Here is a 22,877-nt window from a genome sequence, read left to right as displayed (position 1 = left end):
ACCCGCCCATGCCCCTGCACCCCCAGGCCGAGGCGCTGCGCGCCCGGCGCGCCGGCAGCGGTACCCCACCGCTCTACACCCTGACCCTCGCCGAGGCCCGGGCCGCCGACCTCGCGGACATCCGCGCGGCGGCCGGCACGCCCGAACCGGTCGCCGCCGTCGAGGAGCACCGCATCCCCGGCCCCGGCGGCGAACTCGCCCTGCGGCTCTACCGCCCCGAGGCGTCCGGCCGCCGACTGCCCGCCCTGCTCTACCTGTTCGGCGGCGGCTGGACGCTCGGCTCGCCCGACACCAGCGACGCGATCTGCCGCCGGCTCACCAACGCCGTCGGCTGCGTCACCGCCTCCGTCGGCTACCGGCTCGCCCCCGAACACCCCTTCCCGGCGGCGCTGCACGACTGCCGCGCCGCGCTGCTGCACCTGGTCGAACGGGCCGAGGAGTTCGGCATCGACCCGGACCGGCTCGCGGTCGGCGGCGACAGCGCCGGCGGCAACCTCACCGCCGCGCTCACCCTCCTGCTGCGCGCCGAGGGCGGCCCCGCCCTGCGCCACCAGCTGCTGGTCTACCCCAACACCGACCACGGCGCCGACACCCCGTCGCTGCGCGCCCACGACGACCCGGCGCTGTTCAACCGCCGCTCGGTGGCCTGGTACTGGGGCCACTACCTGGCCGACCAGGGCGACGGTGCCAGCCCGTACGCCTCCCCGCTGCGCGCCGCCACCCTGGCCGGACTGCCGCCCGCGACCGTCCTGACCGCCGAGTACGACCCGCTGCGGGACGAGGGCGAGCAGTACGCCGAGGCGCTGCGCGCCGCCGGGGTCCCGGTGGAGCTGCGCCGCTACCCGGGCATGCCGCACGGCTTCTTCGCGATGACCGGCACCCTGGACGCGGCGGCCGAGGCCCAGGCCTTCGCGGCCGACCGCCTCCGGAGGGCGCTGCGGTGAAGCTCTCCCTGGACGACCTGCACGCCTCCCTGGCCGATCCGCTGCTCGACGCGATGACCTTCCTCAACGAGGTCACCACCCGCTACCCGGACGCCGTCTCCTTCGCCCCCGGCCGCCCCTACGAGGGCTTCTTCGAGCCCGAGGACGTCGCGGGCCACCTGGAGACCTACCTCGCCCACCTGGCGGACCGCGGCCTCGGCCGGGACGCGGTGCGCACCGCGCTGTTCCAGTACGGCCCGACCAAGGGCGTCATCAACGAGCTGGTCGCCCGTTCGCTGGCCAACGACGAGGGCCTGACCGTCGATCCGGAGGCCCTGGTGGTCACGGTCGGCGCCCAGGAGGGCATGCTGCTGACGCTGCGCGCCCTGTGCGCCGGACCTGACGACGTCCTGCTGGTCAGCTCGCCCTGCTACGTCGGCGTGACCGGCGCCGCCCGGCTGCTCGATCTGACCGTCCGGCCCGTCCCCGAGGGCCGGGACGGCGGCCCCGACCCGGCGGCGGTCCGGGGGGCCGCCCGCGCGGTGCGGGCCGAGGGGCGCCGTCCGCGCGCCCTCTACGTCGTCCCGGACTTCGCCAACCCCTCCGGCGCCAGCATGCCGGTCGCGGCCCGCACCGCGCTGCTGGAGGCGGCGGCCGAGGAGGGCGTACTCGTCATCGAGGACAACCCGTACGGCTTCTTCTCCCGGACCCCGGGGCCGCGGCCCACCCTCAAGGCGCTGGACCGCCGCCGCCAGGTCGTCTACCTGGGCTCGTTCGCCAAGACCTGCTTCCCCGGGGCCCGGGTCGGCTACCTGGTCGCCGACCAGGAGGTGGCCGGCCCCGACGGCCGGAGCGGCCTGCTCGCGGACGAGCTGGCCAGGCTGAAGAGCATGACGACGGTCAACACGCCCGCGCTCAGCCAGGCCGTCATCGGCGGCATGCTGCTGGCCCACGACTGCAACCTGCGGGCCGCCAACGCCCGTGCCACCGCCCACTACGCGGCCGGCATGGACACCCTGCTGCGGGAGCTGGACCGGCACTTCCCGGCCTCCGTGCGGCGCCGGCTGGGCATCTCCTGGACCCGGCCGGACGGCGGCTTCTTCGCCGTGCTGACGGTGCCGTTCCTCGCCGACGAGGCGGCCATGGAGCGCTGCGCCCACGACTTCGGGGTGCTCTGGACGCCGATGGCGCCGTTCTACCCGGCGGGCGGCGGCGAGCGGCGGCTGCGGCTGTCGGTCAGCTCGCTGACCCAGGCGCAGATCATCGACGGTGTGGCGAAGCTGGCGGCCTTCATGGCCGCCTGAGGCCACGGGGACGGCCGAGGGGCCCGGCTCATCGCGAGCCGGGCCCCTCGACCGTGTGTCTGCGCGGTGTTCCCGCGCCGTGCTCCTGCGTCGTTCCGTCCGTCAGCGCACCCGGGTGGAGAACAGCCGGGCCGACCAGTACACCGCCAGGACGGTCATCACCGCGACCACCAGCAGCCCCTGCCAGACCGCGCTGTCCCCGGCGTGCCCGGAGAACAGCGCGCGCATGCCCTCCACGGCCCAGTAGAAGGGGTTCCACCTGGCGGCCTGCTGCAGCCACTCCGGTGCCAGGGTGAGCGGCAGCAGCACCCCGGAGAGCAGCGCGATCGGCTGTGCGATGGTGTTGACCACCGGCGACATCGCCGCGTCGGTCGGCACCATCAGCGCGATGCCGAAGGAGATCGCCGAGGTCATCAGCGCCAGCAGGCCCAGCAGCAGGTAGGCGAGCAGCAGGTTCAGCGGGCTCACCCGCAGCCCGAACGGCAGCGCGATCAGGGTGATCAGGACGGCCTGCACCAGCAGCGCCACCATCTCCCGCATCGCCCGTCCGAGCAGCAGCGCCAGCCGGCTCACCGGGGTCACCCGGGAACGTTCGATGATGCCGGCCTTGAGCTCGCCGAGCAGGCTGAACCCGGTGAACAGCCCGCCGAAGATGCACAGCACCGCCAACAGCCCCGGCACGTACACCTGGTAGGCGTCGGCGTAGCTGCTCGCGCCCTCCGGGGCGAGCACCTTCTTGAGCAGCGGGGCGAACAGCAGCAGGTAGAACACCGGCTGGATGATGCCGACGGCGATCCAGATCGGGGTGCGGATCATGAGCAGCAGCTGGCGCTGGAAGACCAGCCAGGTGTCGCGGGCGAGCTTCACGGTCTCCCCAGGGAGGTGTGCGGGTCCGGGTGGTTCGGCGGAGTCAGGACTGCCGGAGCGAGCGGCCGGTGCGGGCCAGGAACACGTCGTCCAGGCTGGGCCGTTGGAGCTGCACGGTGCCGGGCGTCAGGCCCGCCGCGTCCAGGGCGCGCAGCAGCCGCGGGATCGCGGCGGCGCCGTCCTCCAGGTACAGCCGCAGCCCCTCGTCGCCGTTCTGCTCCAGCCGGTGCAGGTACGGCTGGGGGCGCAGCACCTCGGCCGCGCGCTCGAAGGCGGCCTCCCCGCCGTCCAGTCCGACCAGGACGACGTCGCCGGAGATCTCGCGCTTGAGCACCTCGGGGGTGCCCTCGGCCACCACCCGGCCGTGGTCGACGATGGCGACCCGGTCGCAGAGCGCGTCGGCCTCGTCCAGGTAGTGGGTGGTGACGACCACCGTCATGCCCTCGGTGCGCAGGCGGCGGATCTCCTCCCAGACGTACGCCCGGCTGGCCGGGTCCAGCCCGACCGTGGGCTCGTCCAGGAACAGCACCCGCGGCTGGTGGATCACCCCGAGCGCGATGTCCACCCGGCGGCGCTGGCCGCCGGAGTAGGTGGCGCACGGGCGGTCGCCGAACTCGGTGAGGTCGAAGGCCTTGAGCGCGTCCGCGGCCGCCTGGACGGCCTGGGCCTTGGCCGCGCCGTACATCCGGGCCTGGAGCACCAGTTCCTCGCGGCCGCTGACGTTGTCGGTGGTGCCGCCGCCCTGGGCGACGTAGCCGATCCGCCGCCGGACCCCGGCGGGGTCGGTGAACAGGTCGGCCCCGGCGATGACGGCTTGTCCGCCGTCCGGGCGGATCAGGGTGGCCAGCATGCGCAGGGTGGTGGTCTTCCCGGCGCCGTTGGGGCCGAGGAAGCCGTAGATCTCCCCGGCGGCGACCGACAGGTCGATGCCGCGGACGGCGTCGACGGTGGGGTCCTCGCCGCCGCGGCGGGAGGTCTTCTTGCGGTAGGACTTGCGCAGTCCCGTGGTCTCGATCAACCGGAACTCCCGTGCGGGGATGGGCTGCCACGGCACCTGGGAAGGCGGGGCTGGGCACCTGCGGAGGGCGGTGCTGCTGCGACACCCTAGGGTGAACCCCGCCCCGGAAACAATGGCCTAGACCAATGGACGTGGGCTCTGCCGGTCTGCTAAGGGGCGGGGCCGAAGGGGCGGGTCCGGGCCGGTCGGAGGCCGGTCCGAGGAGGGGGAAGGCCGTCCGGGCCCGCTCAGCCGAGTGCCTCCAGGCGGTCCGCCGCGGCCGCCGCGCCGCCCCCGGCCAGCAGCTCCCGCCCGACCTGAACCGCCCGCTCCCGGTGCCCCGTGGTGTCGAGTACGGCCCGCAGCGCGTCCGCCAGCCGTTCCGGCGTGACGCGCGCGAACGGCACCCGCGGCCCCGCGCCCGCCGCCGCCACCTGGCGGGCGACGACTGGCTGGTCGTGCCGGATCGGCGCGGTGACCAGCGGCAGGCCGTGCGCCAGTGCCTCGCCCACGGTGTTCATCCCGCCGTGGCAGAGCACCGCGTCCAGCTCGCCGCGCGCCATCAGCTCCAGCACCGGCGCCCGGTCCACCGCCACGGCCCGCGAGGGGAGTTCGGGCAGCAGCTCGCGAGGCCCGGCGAACACCGGCTGCACGTCCTCGCCGTACAGCTCCAGCGCCCGCGCGGACCGGGCCAGGAAGTCCGCGCCCAGCCCGCCGGCCAGCGTGCCCATGGTGACCAGCACCCGCCGCCGGCCGGGCAGCAGCCGCTGCCACGGGAACTCCGGATCGTGCGGTCGGGCCGGGATCACCGGCCCGACGAGCGCGTGCTCCGGCGGCGGGGCCGAGCCGGTCAGCGCCGGGCCGGTGGTCGCCAGCAGCAGGTGGGGGGAGAAGCGCGGGTCCAGGTACTCCGCGGCGGGCAGTGCGGCGCGCTCCCACAGCCCGCGCAGCAGCCCGGTCATCCACGCCTCGACCTGCGGCAACGCCCGGTAGGGGCGGCCCAGTTCCATCGCCCCGGGGGCGAAGGACGCCCACGGCAGCGCGTGCCGGTGGGCGACCAGTGCGCCCGCCGGGGTGTGCTGGTCGACCAGCAGCACGTCCGGCCGCCACTCCCGCACGATCGCGTCCAGCGGCTTCAGGGTGAAGCGGGTGTACGGGACGATGAAGCCCTCCCAGAGCGAGCGCAGCGCGGCCAGCCCGTGTCCGCCCTGGGCCCGGAACGCCCGGGTGCCGGTGCCGAGCACCTCGGCGCGCGGGCCGAGCAGCGGGCGCAGCACCGACTCGGTGCCGGTCCAGGCCACCTGGTGTCCGCGGGCGGTCAGTTCGGCCGCGATGCCCGCCGCCGGGTTGACGTGTCCGGTCAGGGGTGGCACCACCAGCAGGTACCTGGTCATCGGGTGTCCTCCTCGGGGAGCAGTCGCTGCACGTCGGCGACGGTCAGGGCCTCCAGGGCGGCCAGGTCCAGCCCGGCGCGCAGCGCGGCGAGGTCGGCCCGCGGGCCGAACCACTCGCGCAGCCGCTCGGCCAGGTCGGCGAGTTCGTCCTCGTCCAGCAGCAGGTCGCCGTCCAGCCGGGCGTCCGGGGTGACGTGGCGCGCCCAGCCGGGCGGCGCACCGGCCACCTCGACCAGCAGGGCCACCAGCTCCTGGTTCAACGGGGCTCCGGGGTAGCGGGGTTCAGGGTTCGGCATGAGAGATCTCCCACCTGCTCGACGGCACGGGGGTGAACGCGGCCGCGCTGGAAGGCGGTTGACGGATTCCGGGGGGCGGCGGCGACGGAGGAGGGCCCGAGATCACTTGTGCGACCCGGCGGGCGTCGGAATACTAGCCCGCGTGACCGCACTGGAGGCAGTGGCCGTTCACCTCCCCCCGCACGCCGTTCCGATCGAGGCTGTGGGCGAGCGCATCGGCCTGACCCCACGTCAACTCCGTCTCTTCCGCCGCTTCCACGGCCTGGACCAGCTGCGCCTGGACCCGGCCGGGACGCTGCCCGACCTGCTCGACGCCGCCCTGGACGACCTGCCGGAGCTGCGCGGACGCGAACACGACATCCGCTTCGTGATCCACGCCCGCAGCATGCCGGTGGCGGTGCCCCACCCGCTCAACCCGCTGCACGACCTGCTCGACACCCGTGGACTGGCACACGCCAACGCCTTCACGGTGACCCACCACGCCTGCGCGGTGGGCCTGCTGGCCATCGACCTGGCCGGCCGGCTGCTCGCGTCCGACCCCGACCCGGCGGCGCTCGCCCTGGTGCTGACCGGCGAGAAGACCTTCACCAGGGACGCCCAGGTGGTGCCCGAGACCGGTATCTTCGCCGAGGGCGCGGCCGCCTGCCTGGTCAGCGCCGGCGGCGAGCGCCACCGGATGCTCTCCTTCGTGGTGCGCCAGCGCCCGGAGTTCGACGGCCGGCTGGCCGAGGACCCGGACCTGCTCGCCCGCTACCAGCGCGAGTACCCGAACGTGATGGTGGAGACCATCGAGGCCGCCCTGGACCAGGCCGGTCTGGACCTCTCCGACCTGGCCGCGATCCTGCCGCACAACGTCAACCAGGCCTCCTGGCGGATGATCGCGCGCCGGATCGGCTACCCGGTCGAGAAAGTCGTGCTGGACAACGTGCGGTCGGTCGGGCACAGTTTCGCCTCGGACAGCCTCATCAATCTCCACACCGCCATCACACGGGGGCTGCTCCGCCGCGGCGACCACTACCTGATCGCCGCCGCCGGTGTCGGAGCGACCTTCTCCGCGATGGCGATGCGGTACTGACGGCCCGCCGGTCGCGTCGGCGGCCGCCGTCCGCACCGCGACGTCGGATCCCCGCACCACCTCTAGAGCCCCCGGGCGCCCGCAGGCCCCGGAGCACACATCCCACGTACGACGGGACGGGACACCCATGTCAGAAGCCGTGGTCCAGACCACTGACCCCGAACTGCGCGAGCGCGTCCTGCACGGCATCGGCGAGCTCCTGCCGCGCGTGCTCAAGCGCGAACTGCCCGAGATCCCGCAGGACGCCTGCCTGTTCGACGACCTCGGGCTCACCTCGGCCGGCACCATCGAGCTGATCCTGGAGCTGGAGGAGACGCTCGACATCCAGGTCGACGTCGAGCAGATCACCGAGGACGACCTGCGGTCGGTCACCAGGCTGGCCGACTACGTCGCCGGGCACGTCATCCCCGAGGACTGACCGGGTGGCCCCCGGCCCCACCGGCCTGCGGATCACCCGGGCGCTGGCCCGCCGCTCCGACGGCCGTTCGGAGACCTCGCTCGACCCGGACCTGCGGGTCTTCGTCTCCGACCTGGTCCGCCCCTACGGCCTGCCGCTGCGCGAGGACCTGCTGGGCGAGGGCGCCGGCCACTCCTACGAGGAACTGGCCGCCGGACCGCTGCGCGAGGCGCTCGCCGAGGATGAGCCGGCGGACCTGCTGGTCCTGGCCTTCGACACCCCGGACGTACGGCCCGGCGCGCCGTCCTCGCTGGCGCTCAGCCGGTCCGTACCGGGGAGCCCGCTCGCCTTCGCGGTCTGCGACCAGGGCGGCGCGGCGGCCTTCACCGCCCTGCGGCTGGCCGCCGGCCACCAGCGCACCGGCGGCTGCCGCCGGGCCGTGGTGGTGCTCGCCGAGCAGACCGCGCTGCACTACGAACCACCCGGGCCGGTGCCCTTGCCGCAACGGCACGCGGTGGTGGTGCTGGTCTGCGAGGAGGCCCCCGGCGACGGTCTGGTCGTCCGGCAGACCCGGGGCGCGACCTCCCCGGCGGAGACGGTCCGGGCCGAGGCGGAGGAGCTCGGGCCCGAGGCGGCGCTGCTGCTCGGCCCCGGCTTCGAGGCGGGGGAACCGGCGCCGGTCCAGCCGTTCACCGGACTCTGGGCGGAGCTGGCCGACCAGCTGCCGCGCTGGCGGGCGGACGGCCGGCCCGCGCTGCTGGCCGGGTACGACCGGCGGCTCGGCGTGCTCAGCACGCTGACCCTGCCGTGACGGCGGTCGACCTCTGGCTGATCGATACGCGTCAACCGGCCTCGGCGGCCGCCGGGTTGTGGCGGCTGCTGGCCCCTGACGAACGCGCCAGGGCGGTGCGGATGGACCCGGAAGCGCGCCACCGCTTCGCCGTGGTGCGCGGCGCCGTCCGGCAACTGGTCGCCGCCCGGCTCGGCGTGCACCCGGCCGAGCTGGTCTGGCGGTACGGGCCGCACGGCAAGCCCGAGCCGGCGGAGGGCCGGGGGCTGCGGGTCAACTGGTCGGCCTCGGAGGCGTTCGCGGCGCTGGCCCTCGCCGAGGGGCGGGCGGTCGGCGTCGACGTCGAGCGGCTCCACGATCCCCGGACGGCCGAACGGATGGCTGCCCGCTGGTTCCCGGCCGAGGAGGCGCGGTTCGTCGCCGAGCCCGTCGAACCGGCCGAGCGGGCGGCGCGGTTCACCGCGCTGTGGTGCCGCCGCGAGGCCTGCGTGAAGGCGTACGGCGGGCGGCTCGCGCAGTCGTTCGGCGTGCCCGTGTCCGGTCCGTCGCCGGTGCTGGTGGCCGATCCGGGCGGGCTCGGCACCGGCCCGGCCCGGCTCTGCGACGTCCCCGTCGCCGAGCCGTTCCGGGCTGCCGTCGCCGCCCTCGGGGATTCACCGATACATGTCAACTCCCTTGTGTGGAACGCCGGTTGAGTCGCAGCTCAGGCTTCCGCAGTTGGTCTGGACCAGTTCGCGAGGGCGCTGGTAGCGTCCCGATCACACCCCCGCCGAGCCCTCCCGGGCGAGCCGAAAGGCGCGTACGACGTGACACCGCACGACGCCACCCCATGCGACGCCACCGCTTCCGACGCCGCGGCGAGTGACGCCGCCGCGCACGAGCCGACGTCACTCGCCGCGCCTCCGGGCAGCCCGCGGCGGACCGCCCGGCGGGTCACCGTCCGGTTCGCCGCCGAGGGCGGCGGCTCCGGCCCGCTCACCCGCGGCCAGGACAACATGGTCCGCTGCATCCGGTCGAGCGCCCCCGAGCAGATCAACCGGGAGTCCGTCTGGCCGGTGCCCCACGGCACCTCGGTCCCCGCCGGACTGGCCGCCCTGCGCCTGCTGGTCGAGCGGCACGAGTCGCTGCGGACGACCTTCCCCGCCGGCCCGGGGGCGGACGGCTTCCCGGACCGCCAGGTGGTGCACCGGGACGGCCGGTTCACCGCGACCGTGGTCGAAGCCGGCGACCGCTCGGAAGACGAACTTGACGCCTTGGCCGAGGAGTTGGGCCGCGTCGACGTCGCCGTCCCGGTGGCCCTCGACACGCCGCCGCGAGCCCGGTTCACCCTGGTCGCCACCGGTGACCGGCTGCTGCGGCTGGTCGTCGTGGTCTGCCACGCGGGGGCCGACGGCGCCGCCACCGCGGTGCTGATCGAGGACTGGCACGCCCTCGCCGCCGGGAAGGAGCTGCCGCCGGTCACCGCGCCGACCCCGCTGGAGATCGCCGTCGCGGAGCAGAGCCCGCAGGGCCGCCGCAGGGCCGCCGCCGCGCTGCGGCACTGGGCCCGCATCCTGACCACCGGTCCGCAGACCGTCTTCGCCGACGCGCGGGTCACCGGGCCGCCCCGCGACCACGGTGCCCTGCTGGTCCGCTCGCGCACCGCCGCCGACCACCTCGCCGCGGTGTGCCGGCGCACCGGCGCCAGCCCCTCGGTCGTCCTGCTCGCGGCCTTCGCCGCGCTGGTCGCCCACCGCGCCGGCCGGCGCGGACTGGTGCTCTCGGCGCTCTCCGCCAACCGCCAGCGCGCCGCGCTGATCGACCACGTCGGGACCCTCGCGCAGGACGCGCTGATCCTCCTCGACACCGGCGCGGCCGACCTCGACCAGCTGATCGGCCGGGCGAAGTCCGCTTCGCTGAACGCCTATTGGCACAGCACCCTGGACGCCGAGAAGGTCTGGCAGCTGGTCGAGGACGCGGCCCACCTGCGCGGAGCCCGGTTCGGCCGCCAGGTGGTCGTCAACGACCTGAGCCTGACCGTCCCGGCCACCGTCGCCGACACCAGGCCGCTGCCGGCCGTCGACCCCGAACTCACCGTGCTGACCGCCCCGCCGCTGCCGGTGCGGTTGATGTTCACCATCCTGCGGATCACCGGAAGCCTGGACTTCGTCCTGATCGCCTGCCCCCAGGTGCTCGACGCCGAGGAGGCCGAGATATTCGCCCGGGCGCTGCCGGCCCTGCTCGCCGCCGCGGCCGAAGGCCCGGTTCTCCTCGCCGACCTGCCCGCGGTGCTCGGCCCGCCGGGTGGCGGCCGGGACGGCGAGTGGCTGCTGATCGACGACTCCTGGATCGACCTCGCCGCCGTCCACGACCTCCTGCGCACCGCCCTCGGGGACCACCGACTGTCCGTGGCGGAAGGCAGGTTGGTGGCCGAGGTGGCGGCGTCCGACCCCGCCTTCGGCCCCGCCGAAGCGCACCGCGCGGTGGTCGCCGCCCTGCCCGGCCGCGACACCGCGATGGCACCGCACCACTACGTCGTCCGGCACGTCACCCCGGCGGGGGAGCGGACCGACTCCGGGAGCGGACGGGACCCGGCCGTCGTCGCCGCGCTGTCCGCGCTCACCTGAAGGGATGATCACGGTAGCCTGCGGGGCCCTCACCCCCACGGGTCGTCGCGATCGTCCGCCGCTCCCCGGCGAAGGTCCTCCCAGGAGCAGGCGGAGGTCGCCCCCGAGTTGAGCCCCCACGGGCTCGGCACCTCCTCCTCGTCGCCGTCCTGCACGGGCAGCCGGTCGACCACCGCGACCAGCGCCGGCGGCAGCCGCGGGGCCAGCCCCCGGTGCACCCGGGACAGGATGTCCCGCCGTACGCCGGCCGGCAGCAGCGGACGGTCCATCCTCAACGCCCGTGGCCCGGGCGGGCGTTCGGCCGTCGCCAGCTGGTCCGACCAGGCCCGCCAGTAGTCGGCGTCGTCGGTCTCGCCGAGCATCAGGTGATGCAGGTGCAGGCAGTACGCGGCCGTTCCGCTGCCCGAGCCGGCCGCGAAGCGCCACCAGAACTCGGCGCCCTCCTCCTTGCCCGTGGCGTACAGCAGCGCGCCGAACACCTCGGCCCCCTCCGGCTCGATCCGGCGCGCGTTCACCAGCAGGTCGAGTCCGCGCGAGGCGTCCGGCGCGCCCAGCACCAGGGCCACCACCAGGCCGAGTTCGAAGGCGGCCTGCTGGTGCTCCGAGGGCAGGTGGGCGGGCGCGGCGGTCAGCCGGGCCTGGCGTACGGCGGCGATCCGCTCGGCATGGGGTCGTTCCGGCCGCGGTACGCGGAACCCCGTGCGGCCGCCGTCGGCCGGGGCGCCGTCCTCCCGTCCCGCCGTCACAGATCGCCTCCGCCGTCCGGGAGTTCACCCACCCCGAGTCGGCGGGCCAGCCGGTCCCGGGCGTGCCGGAGGTTGGAGTGCACCGTCGCCACCGGCCGCCCCAGGTAGGCCGCGATCACCTTGACGTGCAGGCCGAGCAGGTACCGCAGGATCACCACGTCCCGCTGGCGGTCCGGCAGTTCGAGGATCGCCGCGTACAGCCGGACCTCGTCCGCCTCGCTGTGCAGCAGCCCGTTCGCCACCTGCTTGAACGCCCCGATCACCGCCGCGAAGGTGACCGCCTCCACCTCCACCGGCTCCTCGGCGGCCACCCAGTCCGAGACGTGCCGGTTGGCCAACCGCCAGGCGTACGCGGCCGGTTCCTCGAAGCGCAGCACCTGCGGCCAGCAGCGGGCCAGGTCGGACTTCACCGCTCCGACCACCAGCGCCGCGTCGGACCGGTTGCCTATCCTGGTCAACGCGAGGGCGTGCCAGGCGGGTTCATGGGTCTCGCAGAAGGCGGCGTAGGTGAGGTCCAGGCGGAGGCCGAACGCGGATCGGAGGCCGGACTCCGGGCCGGCCGGCCGCTCCGGCGCCGGCTCCACGCCGGTGCACGCCACGGCCGTCCCGCCCCGGTGCCCACGCGCCGGGGCACACCTGTCGATCGTCATCGGTCCTGCTTTCCGTGGCCGTCGGCTGCGCACCGGGCCACCCGAGGGTCGGGCTGTCCGCGCCCATCCTCATTCCATCAGGCCTGTCACTCCAGGCTGCAATCCGAATACAGATTGTCATCTCATGCGTCTCGAATGTTCGTCGTTACCCCCGGGGTGACCGGTTCACGGTTGGCCCCCGCCCGTCCTGGGCAGCAAGCGATCGATCAGGAGCGGAGCGGAGGGAGAGCGCGATGGGCCTCTACGACGGGGTGGACCTGCGGCTGAACGTGCCGCACTCGGCCCGGATGTACGACTACTTCCTCGGCGGCTTCACCAACTTCGCCGCCGACCGCGAAGCCGCCGGGCACGCCCTCGCCGTGGCGCCCTGGCTGCTCACCGGCGCCCGGGTCAACCGGTCCTTCATGCACCGCTCGACCCGGATGCTCGCCGAGGCCGGCTTCGACCAGTTCCTCGACATCGGCACCGGCATCCCCACTTCGCCCAACCTGCACGAGATCGCCCAGAGCGTGCGGCCCGGCGCCCGGGTGGTCTACGCCGACAACGACCCGATCGTCCTCTCGCACGCCCAGGCCCTGCTCACCGGCACCCCCGAGGGCCGCACCGCCTACGTCGAGGCCGACGTCACCGACCCGGCCCGGCTGCTCGCCGCCCCCGGCCTGCGCGACACCATCGACCTCACCCGGCCCGTCGCGCTCTCCCTCAACGCCCTGCTGCACTTCGTCCCCGACGCCCGCGGAGCGTACGAGCTGGTCGAACACCTCAAGTCGGCGCTCGCGCCCGGCAGCGCCCTGGTGATGACCCACGTCACCCCCGAGTTCGCACCCCAGGACATCGCCTCCCTGGTCCGGATATACGCCTCCGGCGGCACCGAGGTCCAGCCCCGCACCCGGCCGGAGATCGCCCGCTTCTTCGACGGCTGGACCCTGCTCGACCCGGGCCTCGCCCCCACCCCGCGGTGGCGGCCCGCGCCCGGCGAGGTCCCCGCCGCCCCCGACGAGGCCTCGGCCTACGCGGCGGTGGCCCTCCGGCCGTGAACCGTCGAACCGGATACGGCCGCTGACGAACCATCGGCGCACGCACCGCGTCCTGGTGATCAAGAAGCGGCTCGCGCCGCGACAGTCGATCAAGGGGGATGCATGTACCCGCAGTCTTCGGAAGTACGCCGCCACAGCCGCCGCGCCGTCCTCGGCCTGGGTCTCGGAGCGGCGGTCGCCGTCACCGCCGCGACCGGCGGAACGGCCTTCGCGACGACTGGCGGAACGCCCCTCGCGGCGCCGGCGAGCGACGACCCGGCCACCGGCAACGGCCTCCACCGGGCCTTGGCCGCCCTGGAGCAGGAGCACTCCGCCCGCCTCGGCGTCTACGGCCGCAACCTGGTCACCGGCCGGACGGTCCGGTACCGGGCGGACGAGCTGTTCCCGATCTGTTCGGTCTTCAAGACCGTCGCCGTCGCCGCCGTCCTGCGGGACCTCGACCGCGACGGCGAGTTCCTCGCCCAGCGGATCCGGTACACCACCGAGGACGTCACGCGGGCCGGCGGCACCGTCGGCGTCGAGGGCGGGGGCGGTGCGCCGATCACGGGCCGGGAGGTGAACCTGGCGAACGGCATGACCGTCGCCGAGCTGTGCGCCGCCACCATCGACTACAGCGACAACGTCGCGGGCAACCTGCTGCTCCGCGAGCTCGGCGGGCCGACCGCCGTCACCCGGTTCGCCCGCTCGGTCGGCGACCGCGTCACCCGCCTGGACCGCTGGGAGCCCGAGCTCAACACCGCCGAGCCCGACCGCCGCACCGACATCACCAGCCCGCGCGCCATCGCCCTCACCTACGGCCGGCTCGCGCTCGGTGACGCCCTGCCGCCGGCCAAGCGGGACCAGCTCGTCGCCTGGCTGCGCGCCAACACCACCAGTACCCGCCGGTTCCGCAAGGGCCTCCCGGCGGACTGGGCCCTCGCCGACAAGACCGGCACCGGCCGCCACGGCACCACCAACGACGTCGGCATCGCCTGGACCCCGGCGGGCGCCCCCGTCCTGCTCTCGGTACTGACCACCAAGCCGGCGGACGAGGCTGCTCCGATGGACGAGCCCCTGGTCGCCCGGACGGCCACGCTGCTCGCGGGCGCCCTCGGCTGACCGGACCCTCCCACCACCCCGTGGGCCCCCCCCCCCCCGGGGGGGGCCCCGGGGGGGGGCCGGGGGGGCCCCCCCCCCCCCCCCCCCCCCCCGGCCCCCCCCCCGGGGGGGGGGCCCCCCCACGGGTCGTCCCGGTGGTACCCCTCACCCCCTTCGTCCCACCCGTGCGCCCCGGTTCGGCCGGGCACAGACTGGTGGTGGATCGAAGCTGCCCCGCGAGGCTGGGAGAGGCATGCTGCTGGGACTCACCACCGCGTTGGCCGCGACCGTCTGCTTCGGCTTCGGGGCGGTCTTCCAGGCGCGCGGGGCGCGGTCGGCCCCGCGCGCCGACCGGGTGCGGGCGGGCCTGCTGGCCGCGCTGGTGCGGTCCTGGCAGTTCGTCCTCGGCACGGTGCTGGACATCGTCGGCTTCGTGCTGAGCATCGTCGCCCTGCGCACCCTCCCGCTCTTCCTCGTCCAGGCCGTCACCAACGCCAGCCTCGCCGTCACCGCCCTGGCCGCCGTCCGGCTGCTGGGTGCGCGGCTGCACCGGAGCGACCTCGCGGGCATCCTCGCCGTGGTCGTCGGCCTGACCCTGCTGGCGCTCGGCTCCGGCCGGGAGGGCCGCGACCACGCCGCGCCCGCCTTCCACTGGGCGCTGCTCGCCGCCACCGCCGTGATGCTGCTGGCCACCGTGGTCCTGGCGCGCCGCGAGGGCGACGCGGCCGCGGCCGGCCTCGGGCTGCTGGCCGGGGTCGGCTTCGGCGTGACCAGCCTGGCGGTGCGGGTCCTGGACGCCTCCGGCCCGGTCGCCGTGCTCACCGATCCCGCGGCCTACGCCCTCGCCGTCGGCGGCCTCGGCGGCTACCTCGCCTACGCCCTGGCCCTGCAGCGCGGCACGGTGACGGCCGCGACCGCCGCCGGGACGGTGACCGAGACCTTCGGCCCGGCGCTGGTCGGCGTGACGGCGCTCGGGGACGCCGCGCGCCCCGGCTTCGAGTGGTGCGCGCTGACCGGCTTCGTGGTGGCGGTGGGCGGCACCTTCGTACTCTCCCGGTTCGGCGAGCCGGAGGGCGAGTCCGCCGAGCTGTCGGCCCCGCGCCGGGGCGCCGGGACGGAGCCCGCCGTCCCGCCCCGGTAGCCCGGACGGCTCCGCCGTGCGAAGGTGACTTGCCGGACAAAACGGACGGCGACACGGTCACAGAGCGGCAGGTGCCCGATGGCGGAGGAGCCCCATTCCCGACCCCGGCGGTCGGACCCGAAGGACGGCACGGACCCCGCCGATCCCAGGGATCCCGCGGATACCGGCGGCCCGGCCGGCCCGACCCGCCGCCCCGTCGCGCTGATCACCGGCGCCTCCTCGGGGATCGGTTACGCCACCGCCACCCGACTGGCCGACGCCGGCTGGCTCACCCTGCTCTCCGGCACCGACCGCGCCCGCCTCGACGACCTCGCCGAACGCACCGGCGGCCGCGCCCTGCCCGAAGACCTGAGCAAGCCGGACGGCCCGGCCCGCCTCGCCGAGGCCGCGCTGGCCGGGACCGGCCGGGTCGACGTCCTGATCGCGAGCGCCGGGCTGGGCTGGCGCGGCCCGTACGCGCGGACGCCCTCCGACACCCTGGACCGGATGATCGAGGTCAACCTCGCCGCCCCGCTGCGCCTGGTCCGCCTGCTGCTGCCCGGCATGCTGGAGCGCCGGCACGGCCGGATCGTGCTGCTCGGCTCGATGGCCGGCCAGGTCGGCGTGCGCGACGAGGCGGGGTACGCCGCCACCAAGGGCGGGCTGACCATGTTCGCGGAGAGCCTCTGGTACGAGCTGCGCGGCACGGGGGTGGGGGTGCGCCTGGTGCTGCCGGGGGCGGTGGACACCGCGTTCTTCGACCGGCGCGGCACGCCGTACCAGCGCGAGCGGCCGCGTCCGGTCCCGGCGGAGCGGGTGGCGGACGTCGTGGTCGCGACCATCACCACCGAGCGCGACCGGCTCTACGTCCCGCACTGGCTGGGCTTCCCGGCCCGCATCCACGGGGTGGCCCCGGGCGTGTTCCGCCGGATGGCCTCGCGCTTCGGGTGAGCGCCGGTTGAGCACCGCCGCCGGCCGCCCCGGGACGCTCGCCGCCGCGGCGCTCGGCGTCGCCGCCGGCGTCGAGTTCCTGCACCTCGCCCCGGCCGCCGTCCGGCTGCCGCCGCTGCGCCGGACCCTGGCCCGCCGCACCGCCGGCCACGGCACCGCGCCGGGCCACGTCGCCCTCACCTTCGACGACGGCCCCGACCCCCGCAGCACCCCGTACGTCCTCGACGCGCTGGACGGCCTCGGCGCCCGCGCCACCTTCTTCCTGCTCGGCGCCATGCTGGAGCGCGCCCCCGCGCTCGGCCGCGAACTGGTGCTGCGCGGCCACGAGGTGGCCGTCCACGGCTGGCACCACCGGCCGCAGTGGTACCCGGACCCGCTCCGCGACCTGCGCGAACTGCGCCGCGCCAGCGAGGCGGTGACCGGACTCTGCGGGGCCCGCCCGCTCTGGTACCGCCCGCCGTACGGCGTGCTGACCGCCGGCCCCGCCCTGGCCGCCCGCCGTCTCGGCCTGCGCAGCGTGCTGTGGACGGCCTGGGGCCGCGACTGGACGGCGGAGGCCACCGGCGAGTCCGTCTACGCGACCGCCCGCCCGGGCCTCACCGCCGGCGCCACCCTCCTGCTGCACGACTCCGACTGCACCTCCGCCCCCGACTCCTGGCGCGCCACCCTCGCCGCCCTCCCCCTGATCGCCGCCCACTGCCGCACCCACCACCTCACCCTCGGCCCCCTCCGCGACCACGGGGTGCCCCCGCCGGCCGGCGGGAACCGTCGGATGTGACGGACGCGCCGGGCGAGCAGGGGTGCCCGACTCGGCCCGCCCGTCACGGCCCCGCCCGCCCCTGCTATCCCAGCCCGACCCGCCGCAGCGCCGCCCCGAACCCCGACTGCCAGGCCTCCGGTGTCGCACCGGCGGACGGCGCCGGCTCGGGGCGGCCGAGTGCGGCCAGGGCGTTGCGGACCACCTCGGCCGGGTGGGCGGTGGCGACGTCGGCGTGGCCGAGTTCCAGTTCGTGCTGGAGGTTGTCGCGCCCGTGCCCCTGCACCACGTCGAGGAGGAGCAGCCGCCGGCCCAGGGCCCGGGCCTCGCTGCAGGTGTCGCCCGAGCTGGTGACCACCAGGTCGGCGGCGGCCATCAGGGCGGGGACGCGGTCGGTGTAGCCGAAGGGGTGCAGCCGGGGCTCCCGGCGCGCGGCGGCCCGCAGCCGGCGCTCCAGTTCCCGGTTGCGCCCCCCCACGGCGAGTACGTGCGGCCCGGCGGCGGCCAGCGAGGCGGCGGTGCGGGCGAGCGGGCCGAGCCCCCAGGAGCCCGACATCAGCAGCACGCACGCGGCGCCGGCCGGCACGCCCAGCTCGGCGCGCGCCGCGGTCCGCGCCGGCGGCGCGTAGAACGGCTGCCGCAGCGGTGCCGGGACGACGACGATGTCGGCGTCCGGCCGGTACCGCCGCACCGCGCACGCGGCGACCTCCGAGGTGACCAGGAACAGGTCCGTCCCCTCCTGCACCCAGAGCCGGTGCGGCGTCACGTCGGTGCAGAACACGAAGTGCCGGAACTCCCGCACCGGAGCCTGCCGCAGCAGCCGGTCGACCGCCGAGGTCGCGGTGGCGAACACCGACACCACCAGCTGCGGCCGCTGCTCCTCGACCAGCCGCCGCAGCGCCGGGACCAGCCGGCTGCGCGCCGCCGCGTCCGCGAGCAGGGCGAGCCGGGTGCCCGGCCGCAGCGCCGAGAAGTGGAAGGCGTCGTACACCCCGGGCAGGTCGAGCAGTCGGCGGAACACCGCCTCCCCGGTCGCGCCCGAGCGCTGCCCGAGCAGGGCCATGGCGTCGACGGTGCGGGTGGTCCAGCCGCGTTCCCGCAGGGTGTCCGCGCAGGCCTGCGCCATCACGTCGTGGCCCTGCCCGAGCGAGCCGGAGACCAGCAGGGCGTGCGGCATCGGGCGGCTCCGTCAGGCGCCGGCGGCCGGGCCGGCGGTGGCCCGGTACCAGTCCGCATAGCGCCGCACGCCGTCCGTGAAGTTGGTCCTCGGCGACCAGCCCAGCAGCCGCTTGGCCTGCGCCGAGGAGATCCGCCGCCCCGCGTAGTCGGCCTTGCGCCCGTCGATGTGCTCGATGGTGACGGGCCCCAGCAGGCCGTCCACGGTGTCGGCGATGTCCCGCACCGAGACGGCCGTCGAGCCCTCCAGGGCGAAGGTCTGGTCCTCGGCGGCGGGGGAGAGGGCCCGGACGTGGGCGTCGGCGAGGTCCTCGACGTAGACGAAGTTGCGGCTCTGCCGGCCGTCCCCGGCGATGGTGATCGGCCGGCCGGCCAGCGCGGCCTGGACGAACCGGGCGACGACCAGTTCGTCCCGCATCCGGGGCCCGTACGGGATGCCGTAGCGCAGGATGGTGAAGTGCTGCCCGTAGAGCTCGCGGTAGCTGTGCACCAGCATCTCGGCGGCGAGCTTGGTGGCCACGTACAGGTGGCCGCTGTGCTCCAGCTCGATCGGCACGTGCTCGTCCAACTCCTGCTCCCCGCCTTCGAGTTGCTCGTCGGCGAGAGCGGCTCCGTACACCCAGACGGTGCTCGCCAGCACGGTCCGGCTGAGGCCGCTGCGGCGGGCGGCCTCCAGCACGGCCTCGGTGCCGTCGATGTTGGTCCGCACCGCGCGGACCGGGTCCGCGCAGACCTGCTCGACGTCGGCCATGGCCGCCAGGTGGTAGACCACCTCGCTGCCGGCCAGTGCCGCGGTGAGGGCTTTGAGGTCGAGGACGTCGAGCCGCGCGTGCTCGGCGTCCGGGTTGAGGTACTTGTCGGTGGTGTCCACCGCGAGGACGTCGTGGCCGGCCGCGATCAGGTGGTCCACGACGTGTGAGCCGATGAACCCGCAGCCCCCGGTGACGGCTATCCGCACGATCTTGCTCCCTTCGCTCCGGCTGCCCGGCTATCCGGCCAGTCGCCGGTACACCGCGGAGACGGCGTCGACCACCTGCTCCGTCTCGTCCTCGGTCATGTCGGAGTGCACCGGCAGGCAGACCTGCCGGGCGCAGACGTCCTCGGCCACCGGCAGCGGCCCGCGCCGGTACGGGGCGAGCACCGGCTGGAGGTGCAGCGGCAGGTCGTAGACCTCACCGGACAGCCGCACGCCGTACTCCTCGGCCACCGCCCGCTTGAACTCCGCGCGGTCCACCCCGGAGGGCAGCAGCGCCACGTACTTGTAGTAGTTGCCGCGGCAGCCGGATGGTTCGAGCACCGGGTCGAGGCCGTCCAGCCCGGCCAGCGCCGCGTCGTAGCGGCGGGCGACGGCCCGGCGGGTCTCGATGAACTCCTTCAGCCGGCGCAGGTGCACCGCGCCGATCGCGGCGTGCGGCTCGCTCATCCGCCAGGAGTAGCCGAGCTTCACGTGGTGGTTGGTGGTGAAGGAGCCCTTGCCCTGGTCGCGGTGGATCCGGGCCTCGTCGCGCAGCTCCGGCGACTCGGTGAGGATCATCCCGCCCTCGCCGCTGGTGGTGACCTTGGTCGGGTAGAAGGAGAAGGCCCCGGCCAGGCCGAAGGTCCCGGCGGCGCGCCCGTCGAAGCTGCTGCCGTGGGCGTGCGCGGCGTCCTCGATCAGCGGGACGCCGCGCCGGTCGCACAGCGAGCGCAGGTCGTCGACCCGCGGGCCGACCAGCCCGCCGATGTGCACCAGGACGACCGCGGCGGTGTCCGGGGTGAGCGCCGCCTCCAGGGTCTCGGGGGAGAGCGCGAGGGTGGCGGGGTCGACGTCGGCGAAGACCGGACGTCCGCCCGCGTGCACCACCGCTCCGGCGGTCGCGTAGAAGGTGACGGCGGGGACGACCACGTCGCGGCCCCGGACGTCGATGCCGCGCAGGATCACCTCCAGCGCCGCCGTGCCGCTGCTCACCGCGACGGCGTACGAGGCGCCGTGCTCGGCGGCGAAGGCCTGTTCGAAGCGCTCGGTCCACGGACCGAGGGTCAGCGCCCCGGTGGTGAGCATCTCGGTCACCGCTTCGGCGACCGCCGCGCGGTCGCTCTCGTCGAACACGATGCGGGCGGCTGGAACGCCCATGGGGCACCTCCGGCGGCGGGCTGCGAAAGCAGCACCGATTGGGTGGGATCCTCCCGAACCGCACGTCGGCGGACGGGTCAGGTCACATCACGCTACTTCGCCCACCGGTCCGCGGCCCGCCGTCGCGGCCCGCACGGGTGACCGGAACTGCTTCCGCCGCAGGTGGGGGCGCTGCTCCGGGCGCAGGGCGTGCGCTCCTCCGTACGGGGGAGGGGACTACTGCGTCCGTAGTACGCAAACGGCCTGCGCAGGGACGACGACGGAGCAGGGGTCGGCGATCAAGGATTGGCCATGCTGCGGCGGACCGCGTCCATCCGGACGTCAGGCCCGCCGTGGCGCGTCCCGTTTCCGAGACCGCATCCGAAGGAGTCCGCTCTCCCGTGGCCACGTTCCTCTACCGTCTGGGCCGATGGACCTTCGTCCGGCGCCGGCTGGTGACCTTCCTCTGGGTCGCCGTGCTGGCCGCCGTCGGGGTCCTGGCGGCCAAGGCGCCCGCCGCACCCGACGACGGCTTCGCGATGCCCGGCACGGAAGCGCAGAAGGCCTTCGACCTGATGAACGAGCGCTTCCCCGGCGGCCACGCCGACGGGGCCTCGGCGCGCCTGGTGTTCGTCGCCCCCTCCGGCCAGAAGGTCACCGCCGCCCCCAACCAGCAGGCGGTCGAGCGGACGGTCGACGAGCTCGCCGGCTCCGAGCAGGTCACCGCCGCGGTGAACCCGTTCAGGACGCAGGGCGCCGTCTCCGCGGACGGCAGCACCGCGTACGCGACGGTCAGCTACTCCGCCAAGGCGGGCGAGGTCTCCAAGGGCGCCACCGACGCCCTGGAGCAGGCCGCCCAGCACGGCCGGGACGCCGGGCTCAAGGTCGAGATCGGCGGCACCGCCCTGATGGCCAAGCCCGAGGCGGGCGGCAGCAGCGAGGCGATCGGCATGGCGCTGTCCGCCGTCGTACTGGTGATCACCTTCGGCTCGCTGCTCGCGGCCGGCCTGCCGCTGCTCACCGCGGTCGTCGGCGTCGGCCTCGGCATGGCGCTGATCACCGCGCTGGGCAGCACCCTGGGGCTCTCCGCCACCACCGGCACGCTCGCCATGATGCTCGGCCTCGCGGTCGGCATCGACTACGCGGTGTTCATCGTCTCCCGCTACCGCGCCGAGCTCGCCGAGGGCCGCACTCCCGAGGAGGCGGCGGGCCGGGCCGTCGGCACCGCCGGGTCCGCGGTGGTCTTCGCCGGCCTCACCGTGGTCATCGCGCTCGCCGGCCTCTCCGTGGTCGGCATCCCGGTCCTGGCCAAGATGGGCATGGCCGCCGCCGGCACCGTGGTGATAGCCGTGCTGGTCGCCCTCACCCTGGTCCCCGCGCTGCTCGGCTTCCTCGGCCGCAAGGTGCTCCCGCGCAAGGCCCGCAGGGCCCGCGGCGCGGCGGCCCCGGCCGCGAAGGAGAACGGCGGTGCCCGCTGGGCCCGCTTCATCCTGCGCCGCCCGCTCGCGGTGCTGCTCGGCGGTGTGATCGGCCTCGGCGTGCTCGCCGCCCCCGCGCTGGACCTGCGGCTCGGCCTGCCGGGCGACGAGTCGAAGCCCACCTCCACCACCCAGCGCCGCGCCTACGACCTGCTCTCCGAGGGCTTCGGCCCCGGCTTCAACGGCCCGCTGACGGTCATGGTGGACGCCAAGGGCGTCGCCGAACCGAAGGCCGCCGCGGGCGAGGTCGCCAAGAAGGTCTCCGGACTGCCCGGGGTCGTCGCGGTGACGCCGCCGATGTTCAACCAGGCGGGCGACACCGCCCTGCTCAACGCCGTCCCGGCGACCGGCCCGAGCGAGGCCGAGACCAAGGACATCGTGCACGCCATCCGTGCCGACGCGGCCGGTCTGAAGTCGGCCACCGGGGCGACGGTCCTGGTCAGCGGCACCACGGCGATGAACATCGACGTCTCGCAGAAGATGTCCGACGCGCTGGTGCCCTACCTCGCCGTGGTCGTCGGCCTCGCCGTCATCCTGCTGATGGTGGTCTTCCGCTCCGTCCTCGTCCCGCTGAAGGCGGCCCTCGGCTTCCTGCTCTCGGTGGTCGCCGCGCTCGGCGCCGTGGTCGCGGTCTTCCAGTGGGGCTGGCTGGCCGACCTGATCGGGGTGGAGCAGACCGGCCCGGTGATGAGCATGATGCCGATCTTCATGATCGGTGTGGTCTTCGGCCTCGCCATGGACTACGAGGTCTTCCTGGTCACCCGCATCCGCGAGGGCTACGTCCACGGGGAACAGCCCGGCGAGGCGATCGTCACCGGCTTCCGGCACAACGCCCGGGTGGTCACCGCCGCCGCGTTCATCATGATCGCCGTCTTCGCGGGCTTCATCGGGATGAGCGAGCCGATGATCAAGATGATGGGCCTGGGCCTCGCCGCGGCCGTCGCCTTCGACGCCTTCCTCGTCCGGATGACCATCGTCCCGGCCGTCCTCGCCCTGCTCGGCCGCCGCGCCTGGTGGCTGCCGCGCTGGCTCGACCGGCTGATACCGGACGTGGACGTCGAGGGCAGCAAGCTGGCGACCACCGCGCCCGAGCCGGCCCCGGCCCGGGAGTCGGTCCCCGTCTAGACCGCCACCGTCGCGGCCT

General features: G+C 75.2%; 22 protein-coding genes. 13 read left to right on the top strand and 9 right to left on the bottom strand.

What is annotated here, in order from left to right; all coding sequences use genetic code 11:
- Positions 1-8: 8 nt before the first annotated feature.
- A complete protein-coding gene (locus ACFY0X_RS13785) occupies positions 9-944 on the top strand; it encodes an alpha/beta hydrolase (protein ID WP_387753390.1) in 936 nt (311 codons plus the stop codon).
- Positions 941-2,227, top strand: coding sequence for a PLP-dependent aminotransferase family protein (locus tag ACFY0X_RS13780; RefSeq protein WP_387753387.1), 1,287 nt, complete (start codon positions 941-943; stop codon positions 2,225-2,227). The genes ACFY0X_RS13785 and ACFY0X_RS13780 overlap by 4 nt, the downstream gene beginning before the upstream one ends.
- Positions 2,228-2,329: 102 nt before the next feature.
- Here the strand turns inward: ACFY0X_RS13780 and ACFY0X_RS13775 are convergent, their stop codons facing one another.
- The 4 genes from ACFY0X_RS13775 to ACFY0X_RS13760 form a co-directional block, all read right to left on the bottom strand.
- A complete protein-coding gene (locus ACFY0X_RS13775; RefSeq protein ID WP_387753385.1) occupies positions 2,330-3,094 on the bottom strand; it encodes an ABC transporter permease in 765 nt (254 codons plus the stop codon).
- 43 nt (positions 3,095-3,137) lie between these two features.
- A complete protein-coding gene (locus ACFY0X_RS13770; RefSeq protein WP_387753382.1) occupies positions 3,138-4,112 on the bottom strand; it encodes an ATP-binding cassette domain-containing protein in 975 nt (324 codons plus the stop codon).
- A gap of 227 nt (positions 4,113-4,339) precedes the next feature.
- Positions 4,340-5,485, bottom strand: a complete 1,146-nt coding sequence (locus ACFY0X_RS13765; RefSeq protein ID WP_387753380.1) for a glycosyltransferase — start codon at positions 5,483-5,485, stop codon at positions 4,340-4,342.
- Complete coding sequence (locus ACFY0X_RS13760) at positions 5,482-5,781, bottom strand: hypothetical protein (RefSeq protein ID WP_387753377.1); 300 nt, start codon at positions 5,779-5,781, stop codon at positions 5,482-5,484. Before ACFY0X_RS13760 ends, ACFY0X_RS13765 begins: the two co-directional genes overlap by 4 nt.
- A 142-nt stretch (positions 5,782-5,923) precedes the next feature.
- Between ACFY0X_RS13760 and ACFY0X_RS13755 the strand changes: the two genes are divergently transcribed.
- The 5 genes from ACFY0X_RS13755 to ACFY0X_RS13735 all read left to right on the top strand — a co-directional run bounded on the left by ACFY0X_RS13755 (position 5,924) and on the right by ACFY0X_RS13735 (position 10,649).
- Positions 5,924-6,856 (top strand): 3-oxoacyl-[acyl-carrier-protein] synthase III C-terminal domain-containing protein, encoded by a 933-nt coding sequence (locus tag ACFY0X_RS13755; RefSeq protein WP_387753375.1) that lies wholly within the window; start codon positions 5,924-5,926, stop codon positions 6,854-6,856.
- A gap of 127 nt (positions 6,857-6,983) precedes the next feature.
- Positions 6,984-7,274: a phosphopantetheine-binding protein gene (locus ACFY0X_RS13750; protein ID WP_387753373.1), complete on the top strand. Its 291-nt coding sequence runs from the start codon at positions 6,984-6,986 to the stop codon at positions 7,272-7,274.
- A 4-nt stretch (positions 7,275-7,278) separates the two neighbouring features.
- A complete protein-coding gene (locus tag ACFY0X_RS13745) occupies positions 7,279-8,064 on the top strand; it encodes a hypothetical protein (protein WP_387753370.1) in 786 nt (261 codons plus the stop codon).
- Positions 8,061-8,738 (top strand): 4'-phosphopantetheinyl transferase family protein, encoded by a 678-nt coding sequence (locus ACFY0X_RS13740; protein ID WP_387753367.1) that lies wholly within the window; start codon positions 8,061-8,063, stop codon positions 8,736-8,738. The genes ACFY0X_RS13745 and ACFY0X_RS13740 overlap by 4 nt, the downstream gene beginning before the upstream one ends.
- Before the next feature lie 111 nt (positions 8,739-8,849).
- A complete protein-coding gene (locus ACFY0X_RS13735; protein ID WP_387753364.1) occupies positions 8,850-10,649 on the top strand; it encodes a condensation domain-containing protein in 1,800 nt (599 codons plus the stop codon).
- A gap of 29 nt (positions 10,650-10,678) precedes the next feature.
- Here ACFY0X_RS13735 and ACFY0X_RS13730 read toward each other — a convergent pair whose 3' ends face one another.
- Positions 10,679-11,395 carry a hypothetical protein gene (locus tag ACFY0X_RS13730; RefSeq protein WP_387753362.1) on the bottom strand — a complete coding sequence of 239 codons (717 nt, stop codon included), beginning with the start codon at positions 11,393-11,395 and terminating at the stop codon, positions 10,679-10,681.
- Positions 11,392-12,045: an RNA polymerase sigma factor gene (locus tag ACFY0X_RS13725; protein WP_387753360.1), complete on the bottom strand. Its 654-nt coding sequence runs from the start codon at positions 12,043-12,045 to the stop codon at positions 11,392-11,394. Before ACFY0X_RS13725 ends, ACFY0X_RS13730 begins: the two co-directional genes overlap by 4 nt.
- A 233-nt stretch (positions 12,046-12,278) precedes the next feature.
- Here ACFY0X_RS13725 and ACFY0X_RS13720 point away from each other — a divergent pair, with 233 nt between their 5' ends.
- From ACFY0X_RS13720 to ACFY0X_RS13700, 5 genes are all read left to right on the top strand, one after another.
- Positions 12,279-13,082 carry an SAM-dependent methyltransferase gene (locus tag ACFY0X_RS13720; RefSeq protein ID WP_387753357.1) on the top strand — a complete coding sequence of 268 codons (804 nt, stop codon included), beginning with the start codon at positions 12,279-12,281 and terminating at the stop codon, positions 13,080-13,082.
- A gap of 102 nt (positions 13,083-13,184) precedes the next feature.
- Complete coding sequence (bla, locus tag ACFY0X_RS13715) at positions 13,185-14,180, top strand: class A beta-lactamase (protein WP_387753354.1); 996 nt, start codon at positions 13,185-13,187, stop codon at positions 14,178-14,180.
- Between the two features lie 232 nt (positions 14,181-14,412).
- On the top strand, positions 14,413-15,300 hold the full coding sequence (locus ACFY0X_RS13710) for a DMT family transporter (protein ID WP_387753352.1): 888 nt from the start codon (positions 14,413-14,415) through the stop codon (positions 15,298-15,300).
- Positions 15,301-15,378: 78 nt separating this feature from the next.
- On the top strand, positions 15,379-16,230 hold the full coding sequence (locus ACFY0X_RS13705; RefSeq protein WP_387753350.1) for an SDR family NAD(P)-dependent oxidoreductase: 852 nt from the start codon (positions 15,379-15,381) through the stop codon (positions 16,228-16,230).
- A 7-nt stretch (positions 16,231-16,237) separates the two neighbouring features.
- Positions 16,238-17,008 (top strand): polysaccharide deacetylase family protein, encoded by a 771-nt coding sequence (locus ACFY0X_RS13700; protein WP_387753347.1) that lies wholly within the window; start codon positions 16,238-16,240, stop codon positions 17,006-17,008.
- A 64-nt stretch (positions 17,009-17,072) separates the two neighbouring features.
- Here the strand turns inward: ACFY0X_RS13700 and ACFY0X_RS13695 are convergent, their stop codons facing one another.
- The 3 genes from ACFY0X_RS13695 to ACFY0X_RS13685 are packed head-to-tail and all read right to left on the bottom strand — an operon-like array spanning position 17,073 to position 20,276.
- Positions 17,073-18,164, bottom strand: a complete 1,092-nt coding sequence (locus ACFY0X_RS13695) for a hypothetical protein (protein ID WP_387753344.1) — start codon at positions 18,162-18,164, stop codon at positions 17,073-17,075.
- 12 nt (positions 18,165-18,176) lie between these two features.
- Positions 18,177-19,121: an NAD-dependent epimerase/dehydratase family protein gene (locus tag ACFY0X_RS13690; RefSeq protein ID WP_387753342.1), complete on the bottom strand. Its 945-nt coding sequence runs from the start codon at positions 19,119-19,121 to the stop codon at positions 18,177-18,179.
- A 30-nt stretch (positions 19,122-19,151) separates the two neighbouring features.
- Positions 19,152-20,276, bottom strand: coding sequence for a DegT/DnrJ/EryC1/StrS family aminotransferase (locus ACFY0X_RS13685; protein WP_387753340.1), 1,125 nt, complete (start codon positions 20,274-20,276; stop codon positions 19,152-19,154).
- 380 nt (positions 20,277-20,656) lie between these two features.
- Here ACFY0X_RS13685 and ACFY0X_RS13680 point away from each other — a divergent pair, with 380 nt between their 5' ends.
- Positions 20,657-22,858, top strand: a complete 2,202-nt coding sequence (locus ACFY0X_RS13680; protein ID WP_387753337.1) for an MMPL family transporter — start codon at positions 20,657-20,659, stop codon at positions 22,856-22,858.
- Positions 22,859-22,877 lie beyond the last annotated feature (19 nt).

Origin of the sequence: Kitasatospora sp. NPDC001547, assembly GCF_042894165.1 — a bacterium.
In the GTDB taxonomy this organism is placed as follows: domain Bacteria; phylum Actinomycetota; class Actinomycetes; order Streptomycetales; family Streptomycetaceae; genus Kitasatospora.
This window is presented reverse-complemented; position numbering and strand designations above follow the sequence as displayed.

What these genes read in the sequence shown, in the direction of transcription:
- ACFY0X_RS13785 (WP_387753390.1), top strand. Translation starts at nt 9, where the DNA reads ATGCCCCTGCACCCCCAGGCCGAGGCGCTGCGCGCCCGGCGCGCCGGC.
- ACFY0X_RS13765 (WP_387753380.1), bottom strand. Translation starts at nt 5,485, where the DNA reads ATGACCAGGTACCTGCTGGTGGTGCCACCCCTGACCGGACACGTCAAC.
- ACFY0X_RS13760 (WP_387753377.1), bottom strand. Translation starts at nt 5,781, where the DNA reads ATGCCGAACCCTGAACCCCGCTACCCCGGAGCCCCGTTGAACCAGGAG.
- ACFY0X_RS13750 (WP_387753373.1), top strand. Translation starts at nt 6,984, where the DNA reads ATGTCAGAAGCCGTGGTCCAGACCACTGACCCCGAACTGCGCGAGCGC.
- ACFY0X_RS13725 (WP_387753360.1), bottom strand. Translation starts at nt 12,045, where the DNA reads ATGACGATCGACAGGTGTGCCCCGGCGCGTGGGCACCGGGGCGGGACG.
- ACFY0X_RS13720 (WP_387753357.1), top strand. Translation starts at nt 12,279, where the DNA reads ATGGGCCTCTACGACGGGGTGGACCTGCGGCTGAACGTGCCGCACTCG.
- bla (WP_387753354.1), top strand. Translation starts at nt 13,185, where the DNA reads ATGTACCCGCAGTCTTCGGAAGTACGCCGCCACAGCCGCCGCGCCGTC.
- ACFY0X_RS13710 (WP_387753352.1), top strand. Translation starts at nt 14,413, where the DNA reads ATGCTGCTGGGACTCACCACCGCGTTGGCCGCGACCGTCTGCTTCGGC.
- ACFY0X_RS13705 (WP_387753350.1), top strand. Translation starts at nt 15,379, where the DNA reads ATGGCGGAGGAGCCCCATTCCCGACCCCGGCGGTCGGACCCGAAGGAC.
- ACFY0X_RS13695 (WP_387753344.1), bottom strand. Translation starts at nt 18,164, where the DNA reads ATGCCGCACGCCCTGCTGGTCTCCGGCTCGCTCGGGCAGGGCCACGAC.
- ACFY0X_RS13685 (WP_387753340.1), bottom strand. Translation starts at nt 20,276, where the DNA reads ATGGGCGTTCCAGCCGCCCGCATCGTGTTCGACGAGAGCGACCGCGCG.